Below are 15514 nucleotides of genomic sequence, written 5' to 3' on the forward strand. Positions count from 1 at the left end.
TGGCCGTGCTGGCCGTGCTGGCCGTGCTGGCCGGAAGAGGCTGCCCGCCCGGGCTGGCATCCATGAAGGGGAGAGTCCTCGCCCCCGTCGACCTCCCCGTCACCACCCCCACCCCGATCGCCCCCACGGCCCTCTCCCCCTGCGCCATCTCCTTCGCCGCCCTCACGCCCGGTCTTCCGCTCGATGAGGTGCCTCACGAGCTGTACGAGCTCGGAGGGTTCGAACGGCTTGGCGAGGAAGGCGTCGACACCGACGTCCAAGCCGGTCTCGACCTCCACCTGCGTACACGCGCTGATGATGGCGAGGGGCAGGTGATGCGTACGGGGATCGGCCCGGAGCCGGGCGGCGGTACGCAACCCGTCCAGCCGGGGCATGACGACGTCGAGCGTCACGACATCGGGGCGCACTTGGTGCACCACGTCCAGACACTCGGCACCATCGGCCGCGGTCACGACCTCCAGCCCTTCAAGCTCGAGGTTGACCCTGATCAGTTGCCGGATGACCTTGTTGTCGTCCACAACAAGCACCCGGCCCGAAGCGCCTGGCACAACTCGAGAGTAGGTCCGGACCGGCCACCGCGTCCGGGTTTTCCCCACTTCCACCCCGTACAGGGGACCCGCCGACCGCTCCCACGGAAACGGGTTCCTGATCACCCCCGCGGACCTGCTAATGTTCTACCCGTCGCCGCGAGCAACAAGCTCAACAAGCGACACGCCCCCGTAGCTCAGGGGATAGAGCAACGGCCTCCGGAGCCGTGTGCGCAGGTTCGAATCCTGCCGGGGGCACCCAGCATGAGGTGCCCAAAGACCCCGTCACCAGCGGAAACGCTGAGGCCGGGGTCTTCGCGTATGTGCAGGCGTGTGCGGCCCGGAGCGGGCGTATGACGGGGTCTGTGGACGAGGCGTGGACGGGATCTTGGGGCATCGCCGCAGGTCTCTCGCCCTTCTGGGGTGATCGCGACTCTGTCCCAGAAGAACAGCACTGGCCTGCCACCCTCGGCTTCTTGGGTCATCGGCATGACGGACTGGTCTCGCTCCACCCCCAGGGCGGCGCTACTAGCGGTACGAATCACAATTCCAGCCGGCTCTGCCGCTGAAGGCTGGGGGACCCCGGTAGTCGTACGACACCACCAGTACGCTTCCAGCCGTCGACTCGCAACTGACGAGGGGGTAGACGTGAGCATTGATCACGAGCACGACGAAGACGAGGACAGCCGCGAGAGCGTCGATAGCTTGTACAAGAACTGGGAGTTCATGCACTCCCGGTTGCGCCGGACTGGTGATGAGGTCCGCGCCCTCCATGCGCGCACTACCTCCTGGCACGGCCCCGAGCCACGATACGCAGCCGACTGGGCCTGGATCATGCAGGCATTCGCCCGAGAAGTGACTACCGCCAAGCGGAGCGACTTCGAGAGCTTGATCCTTCAGACAACAGAGCTGCACCATCGCGGTACGGGAGTTCTTAATCCAGATTACGGCCCCGAACCCATCCCATCGCCGTTCGTGCGGCGCATGCCTCTCAACCAGGACGAGATTGAGGCTAAACGCCACCAGCGCCAAACCCGTCACGTACTTGCTTACCAAGAGCACATCCGGCAGTGCCTCAAACACTTTGCCACCGCTTGGACGGCCCTCATTGACGGCTGCTTGATCTGCGACTGGGAAATGATCGATGACGAGTTCCCAAAGCTCGCGCAGTTGCTAGAGGAAGCCCAGCGCGCCTTCGACATCTGGGTTTCCCTCGATCACTAGCAAGAAGAATGTGCCCGTTTCGATTGAGTAGACCGCTCCGTCGAGTTGGCTCGTCCCGCTATCCGCGCGAGGCCCGGCCTCGGCCGGGCCTCGATTGAGCACACAGACTCAGGCCCCCATCCAAGCCTGACGATGGCGGGCGACGCCGTACACCTGCTCAACCCGCTCGGCCGTCAGCACCCCTGAAAGCGGCGCTAACGCCGCCACCTCACGTTCCCGATACACACGCACGCTGAGCTGTGTAGCGGCCACCTTCAAATCGGTCACTCCGACGAAGACGAGTACTGGTTCTACCGGCACAGAAAAGCCGCAAAAGCGCTCAAGAACTCGGGCTACTCGCTTGGCCTCCGCCCGGCTCCTGCGTGCGTAGGGTGCCGGCTTTCCGTGATCGACCTTCACAGAGTCGTCGCCCACCCATACAGCCCTCTTGCGGTGGTGCTTCGTATTGATGCTGAACACGCCACCGGGCCCGATCAGCAAGTGATCCACATCCACCTTGTCGGCCAAGGGGATGGAATGCAGGACGCGCCAGCCGTGCCGCTCCAAGCGGCACAGCTCGGCTCCCACCCTCTGCTCCCCCGCCAGGCCCTTCCGCCAGGAGTCCCACTCGGCGGGCCGCCGCAGGAGCTGCAAGACGACTCGCTTGATCAGGCCCGGTCCGGATTTATCGAGCAGCGACTCACCGGGACGGTTGGCGGACATTTCGTCGGCCGCCGTCAGAGGCGGCAGCAGCGGTGGCGCCTCAGCCGCGGGCGCCCTGGGCGTCTGCTTCGGCGGGACCGATTCAGGGTTGTTCCGTAAGTGATCTGTCAGCACGGCGATCACGTCGTCGCGATACTCGGCCACCAGGACCGTGATGTCCCCCGTCTCCACATCCGCCCAGCCGACCGCCGTGCCATCAGGCAGGTTCGCGTACAGGCGATCATGTCCGTACCGCTTCCAGCGCGTGACCTTCAGCTCCACGAGTTCCCCCTCGTCCGCTCTAGGCTCGAAGCGTCGCAGCAGGTAGGGCTCATGACGAGAGAGACCCCGGACAAGTTGCCCGGGGCCTCGGTGGGGTGCAGCGTGTCTCACTCGTATTCGCGCAGCAGGTCCTCGATACGCCGGTTGGCGACGTCCTGCCGTCCGTCGAGGCAGTTCGCGTAGCGGGTCAACAGAACCTCAACGCTGTTACCTGCACTCGGCAACCTCGGTGGGATCCACTCCTGCATTGAGCCAGGGCGACAGCTCCGAGTATGGAAGGTCGTACGGCCTGCTCGCAGCGGCGATGCGGCGACGGCCGACGAGCTGGGGCGGGATGGGCACACGCCGACCGTTCTCAGCCGGGCGATTCTTGAGCCCGCGGTCGTCGTGCGTCTCCCCGAGTCCGTCCACTGCTTGCCGACCGAAGGAGGGGGCCGGTGGAGCAACGCCGATCCCCAGCCCTGCCCATAGAGGGCAAGGTCAGTCAACCAGACCGAACGCCTCAGCCGACGGCCGGAGGCCGCCGCAGTACATAGCCGCGAACAGCCCGACAAGGCGCAGACCGCGAGCACGCCGGTAGCTGCCCACGTAGCACACTGCCGCCAGGAGGTTGCGAGCCTGCTCCGGGGTGGCGACAACGCGCGGATCGACCTGGTTGCACAGACCGTACGCTCCGTCATCGATGCGGCCCAGCAGGCCGAGGACGCCGAACTCGCCCAGGTCACCGTTCGTTTCATCGTTACCGGTGGCGACGCCGCGTTCGCCAACCGCACCACCCAGGCCACCAACCGGCAGAACCACATCACCGAACGCGACCGCATTGCCCTCGACCCCGTCCAGGCGGAGCTCATGGCCGAGTTCCGCGCCGAACTCGGCCTTGTCTACAGCGTGCGCCGCAGTGAACTCGAACCACAGGACGACGAGGGCTGCTCCGTTGTGGAAGCCGCCTGTGCGCTCGCCTGCGCCCACACCGGCAGCCGGTTCGCGGCCCGGCTCGTCGCGTCCGGCTCCACCGACGTCCTGTGGGAGCGGGGCGGCAGCGGTATCTACGACCCCCTCTTCCGCTCCGTACCCAGCGTGTATGAGACCTGGAACGCCGTCAACGTCCTGCGGGCGGTGCGGACGGCACTGCGTACGGAACGCGAACAGTACGAGGGACGCGCGGCGGCCGTCATCGACGACGGCACCTTCCTCATCACCCATCTGGTGTTCCGGCAACTGCTGGCCCAGGACGCCGGGATGGGTGAGCCGGACCAGTCGCTCGCGTGGGCCGCCATGGCCAAGGAACAGGTGCCCGAGCTGGTCAAGCACATCGTCCCGGTACTTGTGCAGGTGCTGGACAATGAGGTGGGGACCCGAACGAGTCTCCAGCGCGTGTGTGCCGACCCTCAGCAGGCCGCCGACCTCGTGACCGCGGTTCTAACAGCCCTCGAAGGCGGTAACACCGAGGACGCCGCCGCGAAGTACCGGCGCCAGGAGAACAAGCCGCGCAAGCGCCGCAGGCCCAACGCGGTACATGTCATCATCGACCGCGGTGCGCTGGAGGAAGGGACACCCCTGCACCTGGCCTTGTACCTGCAGCCCGAGAAGGACGCACTGTCCGCATGGCTCGCCGCGAATCCGCGCCGAGGACTCGCGAAGTGGACCAACACCAGCCGGACACGTCCGATCGTCTGGGCCGCCGACGGCGTGGCGTATTCACCCAGCGGTCTCATCGCACGGATGTGGGAGCTGGCCGAATGGGAGGGTCGCCCCGTCGCGAACCAGGGCACCGCCCGCTGGGCCACCCAGGACGGAGAAACGCTCGCCATCCTCGCCCGGAGACTCCTCGACGGTATGGAGGAAGAAAAGGACGCCGAGTAGCGGCCGAGCAGGTCGGGGATTCTCCGGCCGTAACGGGACTCCTCGCTTGTGGTTACGGCGAGCGCTATGTAGGCACAATCCAGGGGCGGTCATGAGCGTCGTCTACGTCCATACGTTCTCCCCCAACCCCAGCGCCGTCTTCACCCGAGGCCAAACCTGTCGAGTCAGGGGAGGATGTTGACGACGGCCACGAAGTTGCTGATATGGGAACGCAGCTGTAGTCGCGGCCCCACCCTCGGGCCCCGCGAACAGACAGGCCGTCGAGCCGTGCCGAATGTTCCTCCGACAGCGCTGTGTGTTTGACGCCGACGCTGTGGAATGGACCGCCCATGGACAGACTCCGACCGGTTCGCTTCGATCAAGCCTCTGACCAGCATGTTGTGTGTGAGGCAAGGAGGCGTCCGGAGCCGTGTACGCAGGCTCGGATCCGGAGCGAGCGTATGCCGGAGTCCGGGGACTATTCGGGAGCAGGCCCTTGGGTCATCGGCCCGGCTCGGCACCGCGAATCGCCGAGCCCGTAGACCGTCGGCCGAACCGGTACCTGCCTGGCCCGACCCGATGCCCAGGGGGGCGTCAGGTGAGTAGGCCGGCCCCGGTGTCCAAATCTGAGGGCTCCGTCTGGACCTCTGTCGCGTGCGAGGTGAGAGCGATGACTCCGGTACCTACAGCGCGCGTATCCGGCGTCAGCTCCAACGGACTGACACCCAGAGCCGCAGCGATCTGGGGAGCGAGTTCGAACGCGGCGCACTTCCACTCGTCCTCGTCCTCATCTGATTCCGTCGCCTCGTCCCAATCCGCCGCCAGTCCGAGTTGCTCTCGGTGGGCCCGTTCGATGGGCAGAGGCTCCCCCAGCGTCAAGTAGGCGTTCTCTCCGTCACCCGTCTCGCAGTAGCGCCGCAGCAAGACACCGTCCTGAGCCACAAGCCACGCCGAACCATCGCCCTGGGCTCCGTAGTAGTACGCCTGGGCCTGGCCGTAGCGGGCGCTCAGCTCCCCGCACAGATGCAACACGTCGTCGCTGCGCTCGACATCGCACGGGTTGCACCACGGGCCGATGACCAAAGTCCACCCGTCGAGTTCCGGACTGACGTACACCCGGGCCCTCCCGTCGGGATTGCCCTCCGCCCCTCCGTGGCCGTCTTCCTCGATGATCTCCTCGGCTTCGGTGAACGTCACGGGACGAGACCGGACAAGCCCCATCGTTTCCATGACGCCTGCTTGATCACCGGTCGGTACAGCGATCCAGTGGAGCCAGCACGTGGTCAGGACTCTGGGTAGATCATCAGTGGGATCGGGCACGAGCACACACTGCCACGGGCGTGCTACGCAACATAGAGGCCCTGGCGTTCCGGGGGCTTCAGGGCACGTGCCGCCGGCCTCACTCGCACTCGCGCACCAGCTGTCCGGGTCTTGCGGTGGGCTACCTGCTGCCGAACGTCGATGCATTTGGCATACCGGCTGAGCAGCACCTCAACGCTGTCGCCCGCACGTGCCGCCGCAACCTCGGTCGGGTCCACCCAGGAATTGAGCCAGGTCGACAGCCCCGAATGGCGAAGGTCGTGAGAGCGCGCGGCGAGTGGGGTGGCGACCTCGGCCGGCGGAAGGACCAGCGCGGGGTTCCTGCCAGACGTGGTAGTACGTCGAGGCACCGTCCCTTCCCCTGCGTTCGTTGCTGCCCAACAGCCGTTCTCGGCGGTGCAAAAGGTGTCGAAGTTCCAAGCCGGTGAGCGGGCTCCGGGCAGTTCGGCAGGCCAGGTTCTCACCGCAAGAAAAGGGCGGCTTATGGGCCCCTGCCAGCATCCCGAGTTCGTGCGGGTTCGTGTCAACCTTGCGCCGCATCGCAAGCCCAGAGCGCGGGTCAATATTTATGCGGCCGCACCTGGCGTTTGCGTCGGTGCACGGGAGCGTGGCGTTGTGCCCCGAGGCCGCTGGACTCCTTGTGGCCGGACGTTCGGGTGCTTGGACGACGAGACACCGACCCCGTTCAAGTCCAACGGGCCGTCCAGAGCCGTGTTCTGTCGAGGGGCGTCGGTGTGAGGTGTCCGAAGGCCCCGTCATCAGTGGGAACGCTGAGTCGGGGGCTTTCGCGGGTGTGGGGGCTTAGTCAGTCCGAGGCGCGGTGTGCCGGGGGCTGTGGGCGGGGTGTGGGGTGATCGTCGGGTGTCAGCCCGTCGTCGCTCCCGCCTTGGACGGCGCTCGGCGAGGCGTCGTGGCGTCCAGGTGGACCACCACCGTGGTGTAGAAGCGGTGCACCGCGTCGTCGACGCTGCGGATGAACCCGGACTCCGCGTTGCCGCGGCCGCTTCCCATGCTCTTGAACAGGGACAGGCGGGAACCCGCGATCTGGGCGCCGTTCTCCCTGGGCAGCATGTCCGCCGGCTCGGGGCGGAGCCGTTCCAGTGTCCCCCGCGGGCCCCCCGTCTCCCCTTCGACGAGGGTTTCGACGTGGAGATCCGCGGGCGCCTCGGCCAAGCGGCGGACGAGCCGCTTCGCCCACGCCAGCGGATAGCCCTGCTCAGGTGCGGGGATGTCGATGGAGGTGCGGAGCTTGCCGGTGCGCAGGTCTGCGCTGATCGCCAGCACCCCGGGTGCTCCCTCGATGCGCAGCTCCGCCTGGAGCTTCCCGTCGGTGCAGAGTCGGTCGGCGAGGCGGTCCCGGAGCGCCTTCGGATCGCTTCCACGCTTGGTGGGGGGAACGGGCAGCACTCTCTGCCCCAGTTCGCCGCCGAGCCGGAGGCAGACCTGGCGGATGAGCCGCTCCCAGTTCTCCACGACCTCCAGTGCGCGCGGGTCTCCTTGGCACAGGGTCTCGTCGTCGATCCCGTTGCGCACCGGCACCCAGGCCGGCCCCATGTTCTGGAAGCCGTGGCAGCCGGAGTTCTCGTGCTGCAGGTAGTGCAGCAGTTCCTGCAGGAGCCAGGCGTGGGCCGCGTTGCCCACGCCCTCGTGCCGGATCAGCATCTGGGCCTGATGCGCGACTTCCGCCCATGAGAGGTGCCAAAGCGCCACCTTGTGCTTTCGCCGTCCGTCGATCTTCACGTCGACGAGCGGACTGCCCTCCAGCGCGACGTCGTTCGAGAGGGTGATCACGGCTTCGTAGCCACGGCGGGCGGCGATGTCCATGTACGCCTGTACCTGTTCGGCCTTGAGGGCGTTGCCGTTGGTCTTCGTCTCGACCAGCGCCGTCCACAGCTTGCCGGCCCGCTCGACGCGGATCACCCCGTCGGGGCGCCGTGGGCTGTCACCGTGCGGAAGGGTGACCTCGGTGAAGGTCTCCATACGGCCGGCAGGCGCTCCGAAGGCGGCCGTGAGTCTCCTGCCGAACTCCGGCACCTGTGCCATCACCGACAGCAGCACCGAGGTCGCACGCATCTCACGGTCCCGGTCGCTCTTGAGCACCGAGACCGGGAAGAGCCTGGCCTCCTTCCACGACTCGTTCTCCGCCAGCGTCTTCTTGGCCGCTTTGGGCAGAGTGACCTTCTTCTTCGCCGTACGAGGTCGGGTGCTCGGCTTTCTCTGCTCGTCCCCCGCTTCGGCCCGGCGAGGGGCGGGGACGGCCCCCAGCGTCCCTTGCGGCGCCGGTGCGTCGGTCGACGGGGGTGCCGTCGTGTCCGCCTGGTCGCCGAGGCGGGCGTGGTCCTGCGCTTCGTCTGCTTCGTCTGCCTCGTCCGTCTGCGCGTCGTCCTCGATGTTCACGCCGAAATCCGTGGCCAGACCGGCGAGGCCCGTGTCGTAGCCCTGACCGACCGCGCGGAACTTCCACTCCTCCCCGCGCCGGTACAACTCACCGAAGATGACCGCGCTCACCGAGTCGACGTCGTCGACGGCGAAGCGGAGCAGTTCGTCACCGCTGCCGTCCGCCAACGACAGTTTCACGCCCTCCAGGTCTCCGAAGCGGGCGTCCTTGTACCGGCTGGCAGCCACGACGATGCGGTCGGTCCCGGGCGGGACCGCGGTCAGGTCGAAGCTGATCCGGTCCTCACTGCCGTCCGCCGTCGGCGTCTTGCCGAGGAGTTGCACGCTCCCGTCGGCGGCGACCTGGTTGTTGTAGAAGTAGAAGTCGGCGTCGCTGCGGACCTTGCCGTTTCCGTCCAGCAGCAGGACGGACACGTCGGCATCCCCTTCGCCGGTCGGGCTGCCCCAGCCCAGACTGACGATCACCGAACCGACGTTCTCGCTCAGGGCCGACAGAGAGACGTTCGAACCCTTGACCATTTCGCGCATATTGCCCCCAGACGACGCAACCTGAGCACGAGAAGCGCCCCCGCCCCAGCTGCCTGATGTGCAGCGCTGAGTGACGAGCCGCACGCGGATGACTGTAGTGCCCACCGAGCGGGATCGTGGAGGTGGCGGGGAAATCACGGAGTTTCCGTGGAGGTGGTCTTGAGGTCTCCGTCGTGCGCTGCGCGCTCGAGCCACCCGGGCGGGCCGGGCAGGGGCAGGGCCAGGGCCAGGGGCAGGGCCAGGGGCAGGGGCAGGGGCCGGGTCCTTGAGGCCGTACGGCCGGGCTGCCGGGCTGCTGGCGGTGAGGCGACCGCGGCCTGCGGAAAGGCCGGCGTCCGGACTTCCTGGCTGTGTCCTACCCGTCGGTCCCGGCCTGGCCGTCTTCGAAGACGAAGAGGGGTTTGCCGCCGTGTGCGGGGGATTCGGTGAGCGTGATGGCTTCCGGGAAGCGGTCGAGGGGGAAGGGCCGGCCCTGGGGGATGGTCAGCGCTTCGCCGGTGACGAGATCGCGGACCTCTGACAGTGCGTGGAGGGCGTCCGCCGGTTCGGTGGTGCCGAACCAGCGGTTCAGCCAGAAGCCGCGGACCGTTTTGGTCTCGTAGATGACCGAGCGTGCCTGTAGCGGGATGGTCAGGGCTGCCGGGTCGGTCTGCCGGTGGGTGGAGAGCGCGCCGTAGACCACGACCTCCCCTCCCGGAGCCAGCGCCTTGGACACCTGCGCGCCCACGGGGCCCGCGACGCAGTCGACGGCCTTGCGTACGCCGGACGGCCCTGCGATGTCCGCCACGCGTCGCACCAGGTCCTCGTCCTCGGTGCAGATGACCTCGTCGCCGCCGAGCGCCTCGATCTCCTCGACGGCCCCGCGCCTTCGCACCACGTTGATCGTGCGCACCCCCAGGTGCCTGGCCAGTTGGATGACGAGCCGGCCGACGGTGGAGCCCGCGGCCGTCTGCAGCAACCACTCACCCTGTCGTACGTCGAGTTCGCGCGTCACCAGGAGCAGTGCGGTCAGGGGGTTGACGGCGAGTTGGCAGGCGCTGGAGTCGCTCAGGCTGTCGGGGACGGGCAAGATCCTGTGCCTGTCGGCGACGAGGTACTCCTGCCAGGTGCCGGCCAGGGCCGGCCCCGGTACCGCGGGGACGGCGGCCACCACCACTCGCTCGCCGATCCTCAGTCCCCCGGTGTCCGGCCCCAGGGCCTCGATGCGGCCCACGCATTCCATGTTGCCTCCGACCGCGGGGAAGTCGGGGGAGAAGCCGTAGCGGCCGCGGAGCACGTGGAGATCGCTTGCGTGAATCGGAGTCGCCTTCACACGGATCAGCGCCTGACCGGGTCCCGGTGCGGGAACGGGCCGGGTTTCGAGCCGGAGGACATCACTCGGCTCGCCGGTCCCCTGGGCGACGAGCGCGCTCATGGTTCGTGGCGTGGGCATGCGGTCCCTCCTTCGGGCGCGCTCGGCGAATCCATTCTTCCCGTACTTGTCGGCATGGGCGAAGTCGAGTGACCGTGCGGTGTGCGCACGGGCTGGTATCGCGCCGGTCGTCACGGGTCGTTCCGGAATTTCCGAATCCCGCCTGCGCGTCGGCCGGAACACCTAACATCCCCTGCCATGCGAGCCTTTATCGCCTGTATCAAGGCGACACATCGATCAAACTGGGATATCTGTAAGAATGAGGGCCTTTGGGGTGTTCCCGGGGCGAGTAACAACGCGAAGAAGGCGGCCGAGATGGTTCAGGCCGGCGACGTGGTCTTTGTGTGGTTCGCCAACGGTCCGTCGCGGGACGGCGGACTCAGGGCGAAGGTCAGGGCCAGTGCCGCTGCCGGCGTCGCCCGGAATGCACCATGGCCTGACGCCGACAGATACTCCCACACCTTTCCCATGGAAGTCGTGCGTGATCTGGGAACCTGCCTTCCCGATCGCTTTCCCGGAAACAGGGCGAGTGAGGTTTTCGGAGTCGAGAACATCTGGCTGAACTGGGGCTTCTGGCATATCGAGGAAGAAGCCGTCGTGGAGAGTCTGGAGCGGTGCTTCCTAATCCCCTAGAACCCTTGGAAGGGGTGTGCTGTAGGCCGGGGTGGGAGGGCCGGGGTGGGTGGTGTGGTGAGTTGCCATCGGGTGCGGCGGGAGGGCCTGGGGCGGGTGTTCGGGTCAGTCGCCGGTCGGGGGTGTCCACGCGGCCACGAGGTCCAGCAGGCCCGGGAAGCGCGCGTTCAGGTCGGCCACCCGGACGTGGCTGCGGCGCTCCAGGCCGTACTGGCGCTGTCGGGTGATGCCCGCCTCGCGCAGCGCCCGGAAGTGATGGGTCAGTGAGGACTTGGGGCGGTCCAGGCCGAACCAGCCGCAGGTGTGGTCGAACTGCTCCGACTCCAGCAGCAGTTTGCGGACGATCCGCAGCCGCAGCGGGTCGCTGAGCGCGCCCAGCACCGTCTCCAGGCGCAGTTCGGAGACGGGCGGCTCGGGCAGCGGGTCGGGCAGGCCGGACGGTGCCGGCAGCGACTTGATCGCGGCCGGGGTGCCTCCGGCGGCTCCTCCAGAGGGACTCGCCTCGGTCTGCCCGGTCGTCCGCGTCTCTTCGACTCCCTGCCCGGTCGTCCGCGTCTCTTCGGTTACCTGCCCGGTCAACTGTCGCTCCCTCTTCCCGGCTTTCGGCGCTCAGATCTGGACCTTCGGCTGCGGATACCGGCTTTCGACTTTCGGCTTTCGGCCTGTCGGCTTCGGCTCTCAGCTGGCGGCTTCGGCTTTCGCATCCTGTACGACTGTGATCGTACTACGTGTTAAGTTCGACGCCATGCGTACAAGTACGAGTCCAGTCGTACTGGCGCCTCGGGAGGGAGACTGCCGTGTCCGACACGGGATCAGGGACGGCGATTGGGACGGCGACCGGGACGGTGGCGACGGTTCATGCGGGTGGCCCGGGGACGGTGCCCGGGGCCCAGGGCCGTGACGTGCCCGTCCGGTGGGTCTGGCTCGCCGCTTGGCCCGTGACGGCGGTGTTCGTGCTGTCCAACGCCGCCACTCCGCTGTATGTGCTGTGGCAGCGCGAGATGGGGTTCAGCAAGGGGACCCTGACCGTGGTCTTCGCCTGTTACATCCTCGGACTGCTCGGCTCCCTGCTGGTGTCCGGCGTCGTCTCCGACCGGCTCGGCCGCAAGCCCGTGCTGCTGCCCGCGCTGGGGCTCGCCCTCGTGGCCTGTCTGGTCTTCGCGACCGCCGGCGGTGTGGCCGCGCTGGTCGTCGCCCGGTTGTGCACCGGCGTCGCGGTCGGCGCCGTGGTCTCGGCGGGGATGGCCGCGGTGACGGACGTGGCGGGACCGGCCCGGCGCCGGCTCGCCGCGCTGATCGCCTCCTGCGCGATGGTGTTCGGTGCGGGGGTGGGGCCGCTGCTGGCGGGCGTGCTGTCCGAGACGCTGCCCGGTCCCACGGTCACCGTGTTCGTGGTGGAGGCGGTTCTGCTGGCCACGGCCGTGGCCGTGGTGGTGCGGATGCCGGTACGGCGCCCCGTCCGGAACGGGGTCGGGGGCGGAACCGAGGTGGCCGAGGCCGGAGCTGGAGCCGAGGCGGGAGCTGGAGCCGAAGCCGGAGCTGGAGCTGAGGCCGGAGCTGGAGCTGAGGGCCGGTCCGGGGCCTGGGTCCGGGTGCCGGGTGTGCCCCGCGGTGCCGGATGGCAGCTCGCTCTCGGCATCGCCGTTTTCGCGCCCGGCATCACCGCCACCTCCTTCGTGCTGTCGCTCGGACCCTCGCTGCTCTCCGGCCTGCTGGGTACGGGCAGCCGGATCGTCTCCGGAGCGCTGGCGTTCGCGATGTTCCTCGCTGCGACGGGTGTGCAGTTCGCGGTACGACGACTGCGCCGGCGTACGGTTCTGGTCGCCGGTGCCGCCGCCACCGCCCTCGGCATGCTCGCGCTCGTCGCCGCCGTGCACACCGGCTCGGTCCCGGCGCTCGGCGGTGCCGCGTTGCTGGCCGGGGCCGGGCAGGGCATGGGGCAGCTGGGCGGACTGTCACTGCTGAACTCGACGGTGCCGGCGGGGCGGCTGGCCGAGGCCAACGCGGCGCTGAACGTGGGGGGATACCTTCCCGCCGGGGTGCTTCCGGTCACCGCGGGTTACCTGAGTGACGGGGTGGGGCTCACGCTGGGGGCGACGATCTTCGGTGCGGTGCTGGCGGGCGGGGCCGTGGCCGGGGGTGTGCTGGTGCTGCGGGGGCGGGGGCGGCGGGTGGAGTCCGCCGAGTGACCGGGCGGTGCGGATCGTGCCGTTGCGGCGGCCGAGGGGGCGGGGCGGACCGATCGCGGCTGCCCGTCGCGGCTGCCCGTTCGTCCGGGCCGGGCGCGCAGTTCCCCGCGCCCCTGCGGAACCACAGCCGACCGAGCCCACACGGCGCCGCGGGCCGAGGGAAGCCGTGACGCCGGGGTGGGCCCGGCCGGCCGGCGCCGGGTAAGCCGTTGCCCTCGTCACCGGGAAGTCGCGGCCGGCCGTGGTGCCGTGAGGTGGTGGGCCGTGGTGCCGTGAGGTGGTGGGTCGTGGGGGCGTGGTGCCGTGGGTCGTGGGGGCGTGGTGCCGTGGGTCGTGGGGGCGTGGTGCCGTGGGTCTTGGGGGCGTGGGCGGAGAGTTGTGGCGGGCGTCGGCCCTCATGCCGAGCGTTTGCGTGATGCCGTCTTCTTCGGTGTCGCCTTCTTCGTCGCCGCCGCGCTCTTCGTCGCCCCCGCCGTACCCTTCGTCGTCGCCGTGCGCTTGGCCGTCGCCGTGCTCTTCGCCGCCGCCGTCTTCTTCGCCGGCTCTCCCGCCTTGGACGTCGTCTTCCTCGCGGGCGCGGTCTTCTTCGGTGTCTGCTTCTTCGCCGACGTGGCCGTGGACTTCTTGCCGCCCGTCTCCTTCGGCGCGGTCCGGCCCCGGGGCAGGTGGGTGACCTCGGCCTCCTCGCCGGAGCCGGTACGCGACTCCCGGGCCGCGCGGACGCTGTTCTCCAGCGCGGCCATCAGGTCCAGCACCTTGCCGCCGGCCGCGGGGGCCGGGCTCTCGGGCGGGGCCTCGCCGGACGCCTTGGCCGCGATCACCTCCTCCAGCGCCTCCCGGTACTCGTCGTGCAGGTCGTCCAGGTCGACCTCGCCGAGCGTGTCCATCAGGGCGTCCGCGAGGTCGAGTTCCTTGTCGCGGATGGTGACGTCGGTGTCGGGTGCCACACCCTCCGGGGCCCGGACCTCGTCCGGCCACAACAGGCCGTGCATGGCGATGGCCTCGCCGACGACGCGGAGCATGCCGAGGCGCTCCCGGCCGCGCAGCGCGTACTTGGCGATGGCCACCTTGTTACTGCGTTTGAGAGCCTCGCGGAGCAAGGTGTACGGCTTGGCCGCGGGCGCCCCGCCGGCCGCGAGGTAGTACGCCGCGCCCATCTGGAGCGGGTCGATCCGGTCGGCCGGTACGAAGGCCACGATGTCGATGGTGCGGGCGGTCGGGATGGGCAGGTGGGAGAGGTCCTCGTCGGTGATCGGGACGATCGTGCCGTCGGCGTCCTCGTACCCCTTGCCGATCTCGGCCTGGCTGACCTCGCGCTCCTCCAGTTCGCACACCTTGCGGTAGCGGATGCGGCCGTTGTCCTCGGTGTGGATCTGGCGGAAGGAGATCGCGTGGCTCTCGGTGGCGTTCACCAGCTTGATCGGGATGCTGACGAGACCGAAGGAGATGGCGCCGTTCCAAATCGATCGCACGTGCCGCACCCTCCCTTTCCCGATTTCTTCCGTTCGTCTGGGATTGTCATCTTATGACGCCTATCACAGAGGTGGAGGGGCGCCGGGTCGCGCTCAGCAACCTGGAGAAGGTGCTGTATCCGGAGACCGGCTTCACCAAGGGTGAGCTGCTGCACTACTACGCGACCACCGCCGGGGCCCTGCTGCCGCATCTGCGCGACCGGGCGGTGTCCTTCCTGCGCTATCCGGACGGCCCGGACGGCCAGCTGTTCTTCACCAAGAACGTCCCGCCCGGTACGCCCGACTGGGTCACGACCGCCGAGGTGCCGCGGTCGTCGGCGGACAGTCCGGCCCGGATGGTGGTGGTGCAGGACCTGCCGAGTCTGGTGTGGGCGGCGAATCTCGTCACCGAGTTCCACACCCACCAGTGGCTGGTGGGGACGCCGGAAGAGGCTGACCGGCTGGTCTTCGACCTCGATCCGGGGCCGCCCGCGCACCTGGTGCACTGCTGCGAGGTCGCCCTGTGGCTGCGCGAGCGGCTCGCGGCTGACGGGATCGAGGCGTACCCGAAGACGGCGGGCTCGAAGGGGCTGCACCTGCTGGCGGCGGTGCGCGGGAGTTCCTCGGAGCGGACCTCCGAGTACGCCAAGGCACTGGCGGTGGAGGCCGAGCGGGCGATGCCCCGGCTGGTGGTGCACCGGATGACGAAGAGCCTGCGGCCGGGGAAGGTGTTCGTCGACTGGAGCCAGAACGCGGGCCGCAAGACCACGGCCACCCCGTACACCCTGCGTGCCCGCCGGACACCGCTGGTGTCCACGCCGGTGACCTGGGAGGAGGTCGCCGACTGCCGGAACCCGGCGCAGCTGGAGTTCCAGGCCGAGGACATCGCCCGGCGGCTGGCGGACCTCGGCGATCTCATGGCCCCGCTGACCGACCCGGAACAGGCGGTGCCCCTGCCGTGACGCGCGGGCGACGCCCTGATCCTGGTGAGGCCGTCGGTGCCGGCGCCGGTGCGTGCCTCGGTGCCGG

Annotated in this window: 11 protein-coding genes, 1 tRNA gene and 3 pseudogenes; 7 read left to right on the forward strand and 8 right to left on the reverse strand. The window is 68.7% G+C overall.

Going from position 1 to position 15514, the window contains the following annotated elements:
* Positions 1-173: 173 nt before the first annotated feature.
* Positions 174-596: pseudogene (locus GT045_RS11245) on the reverse strand (response regulator); the annotation flags it as partial.
* 117 nt (positions 597-713) lie between these two features.
* Between GT045_RS11245 and GT045_RS11250 the strand changes: the two are divergent.
* Together GT045_RS11250 and GT045_RS11255 are read left to right on the forward strand one after the other, a co-directional pair.
* Positions 714-785, forward strand: a tRNA-Arg gene (locus GT045_RS11250).
* Positions 786-1175: 390 nt separating this feature from the next.
* Positions 1176-1751, forward strand: coding sequence for a hypothetical protein (locus tag GT045_RS11255; protein WP_161334072.1), 576 nt, complete (start codon positions 1176-1178; stop codon positions 1749-1751).
* A gap of 108 nt (positions 1752-1859) precedes the next feature.
* Here the strand turns inward: GT045_RS11255 and GT045_RS11260 are convergent, their stop codons facing one another.
* Positions 1860-2714, reverse strand: a complete 855-nt coding sequence (locus tag GT045_RS11260) for a nuclease-related domain-containing protein (RefSeq protein WP_161334073.1) — start codon at positions 2712-2714, stop codon at positions 1860-1862.
* A gap of 107 nt (positions 2715-2821) precedes the next feature.
* Positions 2822-3377 (reverse strand): annotated as a pseudogene (locus tag GT045_RS38850) (site-specific integrase); the annotation flags it as partial.
* Between the two features lie 15 nt (positions 3378-3392).
* On the opposite strand from GT045_RS38850, the pseudogene GT045_RS40675 reads away from it, so the two are divergent.
* Both GT045_RS40675 and GT045_RS11265 read left to right on the forward strand, forming a co-directional pair.
* Positions 3393-3572 (forward strand): annotated as a pseudogene (locus tag GT045_RS40675) (hypothetical protein); the annotation flags it as partial.
* A gap of 78 nt (positions 3573-3650) precedes the next feature.
* On the forward strand, positions 3651-4577 hold the full coding sequence (locus GT045_RS11265; protein WP_345942612.1) for a hypothetical protein: 927 nt from the start codon (positions 3651-3653) through the stop codon (positions 4575-4577).
* Positions 4578-5150: 573 nt separating this feature from the next.
* Here the strand turns inward: GT045_RS11265 and GT045_RS11270 are convergent.
* The 3 genes from GT045_RS11270 to GT045_RS11280 form a co-directional block, all read right to left on the reverse strand.
* Entirely contained in the window at positions 5151-5753 is a 603-nt protein-coding gene (locus GT045_RS11270) for a hypothetical protein (protein ID WP_345942610.1), read from the reverse strand.
* Positions 5754-6740: 987 nt separating this feature from the next.
* Positions 6741-8801, reverse strand: coding sequence for a TerD family protein (locus GT045_RS11275; protein WP_161334075.1), 2061 nt, complete (start codon positions 8799-8801; stop codon positions 6741-6743).
* A gap of 355 nt (positions 8802-9156) precedes the next feature.
* Positions 9157-10233, reverse strand: coding sequence for a zinc-dependent alcohol dehydrogenase family protein (locus GT045_RS11280; RefSeq protein ID WP_237538522.1), 1077 nt, complete (start codon positions 10231-10233; stop codon positions 9157-9159).
* Positions 10234-10410: 177 nt separating this feature from the next.
* Between GT045_RS11280 and GT045_RS11285 the strand changes: the two genes are divergently transcribed.
* The gene (locus GT045_RS11285; protein WP_161334076.1) at positions 10411-10845 is read left to right on the forward strand and encodes a hypothetical protein; all 435 of its coding nucleotides are present in this window, start codon (positions 10411-10413) and stop codon (positions 10843-10845) included.
* A 105-nt stretch (positions 10846-10950) separates the two neighbouring features.
* On the opposite strand, the gene GT045_RS11290 is transcribed toward GT045_RS11285, so the two are convergent.
* Entirely contained in the window at positions 10951-11304 is a 354-nt protein-coding gene (locus GT045_RS11290; protein WP_161291805.1) for a helix-turn-helix domain-containing protein, read from the reverse strand.
* 419 nt (positions 11305-11723) lie between these two features.
* Between GT045_RS11290 and GT045_RS11295 the strand changes: the two genes are divergently transcribed.
* A complete protein-coding gene (locus GT045_RS11295; protein WP_345942611.1) occupies positions 11724-13034 on the forward strand; it encodes an MFS transporter in 1311 nt (436 codons plus the stop codon).
* Between the two features lie 395 nt (positions 13035-13429).
* Here the strand turns inward: GT045_RS11295 and GT045_RS11300 are convergent, their stop codons facing one another.
* Positions 13430-14506: a Ku protein gene (locus GT045_RS11300; protein ID WP_161334077.1), complete on the reverse strand. Its 1077-nt coding sequence runs from the start codon at positions 14504-14506 to the stop codon at positions 13430-13432.
* 53 nt (positions 14507-14559) lie between these two features.
* Between GT045_RS11300 and ligD the strand changes: the two genes are divergently transcribed.
* A complete protein-coding gene (gene ligD, locus GT045_RS11305) occupies positions 14560-15447 on the forward strand; it encodes a non-homologous end-joining DNA ligase (protein WP_161295428.1) in 888 nt (295 codons plus the stop codon).
* Positions 15448-15514 lie beyond the last annotated feature (67 nt).

Source organism: Streptomyces sp. SID486 (genome assembly GCF_009865385.1).
Classification (GTDB): Bacteria; Actinomycetota; Actinomycetes; order Streptomycetales; family Streptomycetaceae; genus Streptomyces.